This window comes from Apibacter sp. B3935 (assembly GCF_009827705.1).
In the GTDB taxonomy this organism is placed as follows: domain Bacteria; phylum Bacteroidota; class Bacteroidia; order Flavobacteriales; family Weeksellaceae; genus Apibacter.
Genome location: NZ_WINL01000004.1, coordinates 130,156 through 136,260 on the forward strand (window position 1 = coordinate 130,156; position 6,105 = coordinate 136,260).

At 26.8% G+C, this 6,105-nt stretch carries 6 protein-coding genes; 5 read left to right on the plus strand and 1 reads right to left on the minus strand.

What is annotated here, in order from left to right:
- Positions 1-6: 6 nt before the first annotated feature.
- From GFV00_RS08820 to GFV00_RS08840, 5 genes are all read left to right on the plus strand, one after another.
- Positions 7-531, plus strand: a complete 525-nt coding sequence (locus GFV00_RS08820; protein WP_160557713.1) for a hypothetical protein — start codon at positions 7-9, stop codon at positions 529-531.
- 4 nt (positions 532-535) lie between these two features.
- Positions 536-1,405, plus strand: a complete 870-nt coding sequence (gene rfbA, locus GFV00_RS08825; RefSeq protein ID WP_160557712.1) for a glucose-1-phosphate thymidylyltransferase RfbA — start codon at positions 536-538, stop codon at positions 1,403-1,405.
- A 23-nt stretch (positions 1,406-1,428) separates the two neighbouring features.
- Positions 1,429-2,280, plus strand: a complete 852-nt coding sequence (locus tag GFV00_RS08830; RefSeq protein ID WP_255448843.1) for an ABC transporter permease — start codon at positions 1,429-1,431, stop codon at positions 2,278-2,280.
- 331 nt (positions 2,281-2,611) lie between these two features.
- Positions 2,612-3,877 (plus strand): polysaccharide ABC transporter ATP-binding protein, encoded by a 1,266-nt coding sequence (locus GFV00_RS08835; RefSeq protein ID WP_160557710.1) that lies wholly within the window; start codon positions 2,612-2,614, stop codon positions 3,875-3,877.
- Between the two features lie 107 nt (positions 3,878-3,984).
- On the plus strand, positions 3,985-5,040 hold the full coding sequence (locus GFV00_RS08840) for a glycosyltransferase (RefSeq protein ID WP_160557709.1): 1,056 nt from the start codon (positions 3,985-3,987) through the stop codon (positions 5,038-5,040).
- 20 nt (positions 5,041-5,060) lie between these two features.
- Here the strand turns inward: GFV00_RS08840 and GFV00_RS08845 are convergent.
- The coding region (locus GFV00_RS08845; RefSeq protein WP_221411034.1) for a glycosyltransferase family 2 protein at positions 5,061-6,105 on the minus strand (1,045 nt) is incomplete at its 5' end.

Below are 6,105 nucleotides of genomic sequence, written 5' to 3' on the forward strand. Positions count from 1 at the left end.
TCTGTTATGACTAAAATAAGTGTATTTATCTTTTCGTTGATAATTTTAGTATGTTCATGTACGCAAAGTAAAGAAAGTAATAAACAAACAACGAATACCTATCAAAAAGAAGGAATATCAATTAATTTACCTTTATATTGGAAAGTGAAAAACGACTATTTCAAAGAGGGTAACAGGTATGTAGAAATAGACAAGTACACCAATTACAAAGTAGAAAGTACCATTGCAATTAGCATTTTTAATAAAAAATTATCTGCCGACTCATTACTAAGTGATCAGATCAATCAACTTAAATATTTTTATCAAAAAGTAGGCTTTAAAGTTATAAGCAAAAATAAATCAACCCATATTGGTAAATTTGATTGGATAACTGCCAATTATGAAGCCGATGATACTAAAAACAAGGTATACGGAGAAATAGGGGTTACACACTATGAAGATAAAACAATTATTTTACAGATAGTTGAAGATAAAAATAACAGCGATAGGTCGGATTTTAATGTTATGTTTAATACATTTATAATAAAATAATTATATGAAAGGAATTATATTAGCAGGAGGATCTGGAACCAGGTTATATCCGCTAACTATAGCTGTAAGTAAGCAACTTATGCCCGTTTATGATAAGCCCATGATCTATTACCCATTATCTGTTTTAATGGATGCAGAAATTAAAGATATTTTAATTATTACCACTCCTAACGATCAAGAAATATTTAAAAAATTATTAGGAGATGGATCAGATTTTGGATGTAAGTTAACTTACGAAATACAACATAAACCTAATGGTTTAGCCCAAGCCTTTGTGATAGGTGAAAAATTTATTGGTGATGATTCGGTGGCATTGATATTAGGGGATAATATTTTTTATGGAGCAGGTTTAAGTCAGTTATTGAGATCTAAAACTAATCCAAAAGGAGCCATTGTTTTTGCCTATCATGTTAATGATCCGGAAAGATATGGAGTTGTTGAATTTAATGAAGATATGAAAGCTATTTCCATAGAAGAAAAGCCATTGAATCCAAAATCTAATTATGCAGTTCCGGGATTATATTTTTATGATAATAAAGTAGTAGAAATAGCTAAAAAATTAAAGCCATCAGCCAGAGGAGAGTATGAGATAACAGATGTGAATAAGATGTATTTAGAAAATGGAGAGTTAGAAGTGGGCGTAATGGATAGAGGTACCGCCTGGTTGGATACGGGAACTTTTGATTCTTTGCATGATGCCACTGAATATATTCGAGTGATAGAAAAAAGACAAGGTATTAAAATCGGATGTATAGAAGAAACCGCTTATAAAAGGGGGTTTATTTCAAGAGAAAAATTATATGAAATTGCAAACAAATATGGAAAAAGTGGATACGGAGAGTATCTTAAAAACATAACTTATTATAAACGTTAGTATTTTTTAGTTAAATGGAAAAAATGCAAAAATGGACAGAAGAAATAAGCGCAAATCATTCCCTGTTTGATTTTAAATTAGGAGAGGTTTGGAAATACAGGGATTTATTAGCTCTTATGATAAGAAGAAACTTTGTTGCAAATTATAAACAAACAGTTTTAGGTCCGCTTTGGTTTTTTATAAATCCAATTTTTACTTCTTTAATGTTTAATGTAGTTTTTGGTAACATTGCAGGAATATCAACTGATGGAATACCAGGAATATTATTTTATTTATCTGGATTAACATTATGGAATTATTTTCAAGACTGTTTAACAGGAACATCTTATGTTTTTAGAGATAATGCCAGTATTTTTGGAAAAGTTTATTTCCCTAGATTAGTTATGCCTTTATCTATTATTATAGGAAATTTGCTTAGATTTGGAATTCAATTTTTATTGTTCATAATTTTTTTAATTTATTTTTTAATAAAGGGTGTTCAGATAAATATCAATGGTTATGCTTTACTACTTCCATTTCTATTAATATTAATGGCTGGTTTAAGTTTAGGCTTTGGTCTAATTATTTGCTCTATGACTACAAAATATAGAGATTTATCTTATTTATTATCTTTTGGTGTTTCATTACTTATGTATGCAACTCCAATTATCTATCCCATATCTATAATATATAAAAAGCTTCCTGAAAAATTTCACTTTTTAGCAATGATTAATCCTATTTCACCTATTATTGAAGCTTTTAAGCATGGTTTTTTAGGTGAAGGAATCTTGAGTTGGGGAGGTTTGTTATATAGTACCATATTTACATTTTTTAGCATATTTATTGGAATAATAATATTCAATAAAGTGGAAAGGAGTTTTATGGATACTGTTTAGTATTAATATCTCTAAAATAAGTCTATTTATTATTATTTAGAATAACTTCTGTGAATAACAATAAAAGACTCTAATTTGAAAATAAGTTTTTATTAAAATATTTATCTAAGAAACGATGTAAATAAACCTATTATTTATATATCGTTTATGTAATACTATAAATGTCTACTATACTAAAACTGTTAATTTTATATATAAATTAAATAAAGAGAAAATGTATATAAGAATTGGATCTATGTGCATTGTTTAAATTGTTTACTACAAAAAAAAGACTAAAAAAATTGTAATAGGATATTATTAAGTAATTAAAAAAATATTTGTCAATATAAATATGGATTTAGCGATCAAAATTGAAAATATATCAAAACTATATAGATTGGGTCAAGTGGGTACTGGATCTTTACAACAAGATATCAAAAAATGGTGGTGGAAAACAATGGGAAAAGGAGATCCTTTTTTTAAAGTAGGTGAAGTTAATGATAGAACATCTAAAGGGAAGTCAGATTATGTATGGGCTTTAAAAGATATAAATTTTGATGTAAAACAAGGCGAAGTACTAGGAATAATAGGAAGAAATGGAGCTGGAAAATCGACCTTATTAAAAATATTATCTAAAACGACATCACCTACTTCAGGTATAATTAAAGTAAATGGTAGAATTGCATCCTTACTTGAAGTGGGAACAGGATTTCATCCTGAATTAACCGGTAAAGAAAATATTTTTTTGAATGGAGCGATATTAGGTATGACTAAGAAAGAAATACGCTCAAAATTTGATGAAATAGTAAATTTTTCAGGAGTTGAAAGATATATTGATACACCAGTTAAAAGATATTCTTCTGGAATGTATGTTCGTTTAGCATTCGCTGTAGCAGCACACCTGGAGCCTGATATTTTGATAGTAGATGAGGTATTGGCAGTAGGAGATGCAGAATTTCAAAAAAAATGTTTAGGTAAAATGAAAGATGTAAGTGTAAACGACGGTCGAACAGTATTGTTTGTAAGCCATAATATTGCAGCAATTAAAACTCTTTGCACTCAAGGTGTTGTTTTACAAAACGGTACTGTTTCATATTCTGGAAATACCTTAGATGCAGTTGAATATTATCAGAAGTTAACAAATATTATATCAAGTATAGATCATAAGGGAGATATAGAATCAGCACCAGGAAATCAAAATATTAAAATATTAAAATTTAACACTCAACCTATTAAAGGTAATTATTTAACGATTTCATCTGGTGTAGAATTTGAATTAACATTTTATAACTATAAAACAGAAATTAATTTGGATGTAATATTTGAATTAAAAAATTCAGATGAAATAACAATATTTCATACAGGAGAATTAGTAACAACAAATAAAAATTCTAGAAGAGGTATCTATAAAGTTAAAGGACAAATCGAAGAAAACTTACTTAATGCTGGAACATATACATTTAATTTAATTTTCTCTGAAAACCAAAGATATAAGCTTTATAGTCAAAATGAAGTAATACAATTTGAAATTTTAAATGAAACTATAGGATCAAATAGTAATACATTACCGGGTATTATAAGGCCGAATCTAAATTTTTCAAATGAATTTTTTGATTAGTATAATTTAAAGTAACACTATTAAAATAGATAATCAATAAACTTGTTTTTTTATAAATAAGTTTAATATAAATATATAAAAACTCAACTACTTATCTAACTACACATATGTCATTTTTGCCTTTAGTAACCATTATTGTGCCTACTTATAATGTAGCTGATTACATAGAGAATGCAATAAATAGTTTATTATATCAAACTTATACTAAGTTAGAAATAATTATTATTGATGATTGCTCTACAGACGATACTTTAAAAATTATAAAAAACAAATATTCGAAAAATAATAAGATTAAAATATTTGAAAATAAAAAGAATTTAGGTTCAGCTTTTACTCGTAATATAGGCATACAACAAGCTAAAGGACAATATATTGCTTTGTTAGATGCCGATGATTATTATGTCAAAGATAAAATTGAAAAACAGGTTCACTTGATGGAAGCAAATCCAGAAATAGGTGTCTGTTCTTCTTTTTTGCAATGTTTTGGTTTGCAAAATAATATAATTGAATTTAGTATAAATCATTCAGATATAAAAGATAATCAATTATTGGGCTGCCCTGTAGCTCAACCCGCAACTATGTTTCGAACTTCAATTCTAAAAAAAAATGATTTATATTACAATGAAAATTTTAGGTTGGCACAAGATTATGAATTATTTGTAAGAATGTTGGAATTAAATATACAATTCATTACTATTCCTGAACCATTAGTATATTATAGAATTTCTGGAAATCAAGCTTCTTTTATTATGGATAAGGGAAAAATGATACGAAACAAGGAGCAATGGGAAGTTTCAAAAAAAATCCACTATAAAGTATTAAATAAGTTAATAAATGAAAAGTCTGAATTATACAATATAAAATGGGTTGATGCTTTATTGGCTCATCAAGTCTTACGTGAGTTTGCAGATTTAAAGCCATTTATAAATTGGGCAAAAAGACTTATAGAATATAATGAAAAAAAAGGGAGTCCATTTAGTTCGAAATTTTTAGAGAAAACTTATAAAAAAAGTGTGGCCGGTTATTTTCTTGCTCAAAAAGAGTTGTCTTGGAAAATTCTTTATCAGTATCTGACGGTTTATCCTGATATTGAAAGCACTAAAATGAATTTTTTATATCAACTTAAATATATAACAAAGTGCTTATTTTTTTTAAAACACTAAATTATAATTTGGTTTATTTTTTATTTTCTTTCATATCGCCATTTAAATAATTTATACCCATAATTTACAGGTAAATTTTGAAAAATATTTTTTTTCTTTACATCTATAGTAAACAAAGAAGAAAAATAATCATGAAATTTTAAACTTGGTGCTTTTTTTAAACGTGAGTAATTATGTTTCCAATAGTCTACATCTTTTCTCATTACTTTATATTGCATAGTAAGAGCTAATTCTTTAAATTTAATAATATGGTTTAATATATATTTCTTTCTTAAAGAAGATTCTTTGTAATACTCTTCAGCCATACGTTCTAGAATCGTATGAATGTTTTCAAAGTATACCTTTTTCTTATTGAAAATAATAGAATCTTTGTGAAGATAATATTTATAAGTATTTTTATTAACAAATGCTGTACTATCCAATTTAAGAGCTATATGAAAAGACCATAATTCATCTTCTGCATATAAACCTTTAGTAAAGTAAATATTATTTTGTTTCAAAAAATTTAATTTAAGAAGTTTATTCCAAGGAGAAACCGCCCATTCCCCATTACAAAAATATTCTAAAATAATATCATTATTATAGAGGAACGTCAGATTATCATTGAATTTGAAAATTGGATATTCAGAATTAGAAAAAGTATCAATAGCAGTTATTTGTCCAATGGTCATAGTTGCATTTGTTTCATAGGCTTTTAAATATAATATTTCAATGCAATCGGTCGTAATTTCATCATCTCCATCCATAAAAAAAATATATTCTCCCTTAGCATTGTCAATACACGTATTTCTGGCAGCTGCAGCACCGCTATTCTCATTATGCTCAATAATTCGTATCTTATCAGGAAAGACATTTTGAATGTTCTTAATAATTTGTATGCTATTATCTTTCCCTCTATCATCGACTATCAAAATTTCAATATTAGGATATGTTTGATTAAGTACAGAATTAATGCAACGTTCTATATATTTTTCGCAATTATAAACTGGGATAGAAACAGTAATTAAAGGATTTTTCATAGTAAAAATTTTTAAAAGACGATTACCAACCATATCTTTATCAAAG

What these genes read in the sequence shown, in the direction of transcription:
- GFV00_RS08820 (WP_160557713.1), top strand. Translation starts at nt 7, where the DNA reads ATGACTAAAATAAGTGTATTTATCTTTTCGTTGATAATTTTAGTATGT.
- rfbA (WP_160557712.1), top strand. Translation starts at nt 536, where the DNA reads ATGAAAGGAATTATATTAGCAGGAGGATCTGGAACCAGGTTATATCCG.
- GFV00_RS08830 (WP_255448843.1), top strand. Translation starts at nt 1,429, where the DNA reads ATGCAAAAATGGACAGAAGAAATAAGCGCAAATCATTCCCTGTTTGAT.
- GFV00_RS08835 (WP_160557710.1), top strand. Translation starts at nt 2,612, where the DNA reads ATGGATTTAGCGATCAAAATTGAAAATATATCAAAACTATATAGATTG.
- GFV00_RS08840 (WP_160557709.1), top strand. Translation starts at nt 3,985, where the DNA reads ATGTCATTTTTGCCTTTAGTAACCATTATTGTGCCTACTTATAATGTA.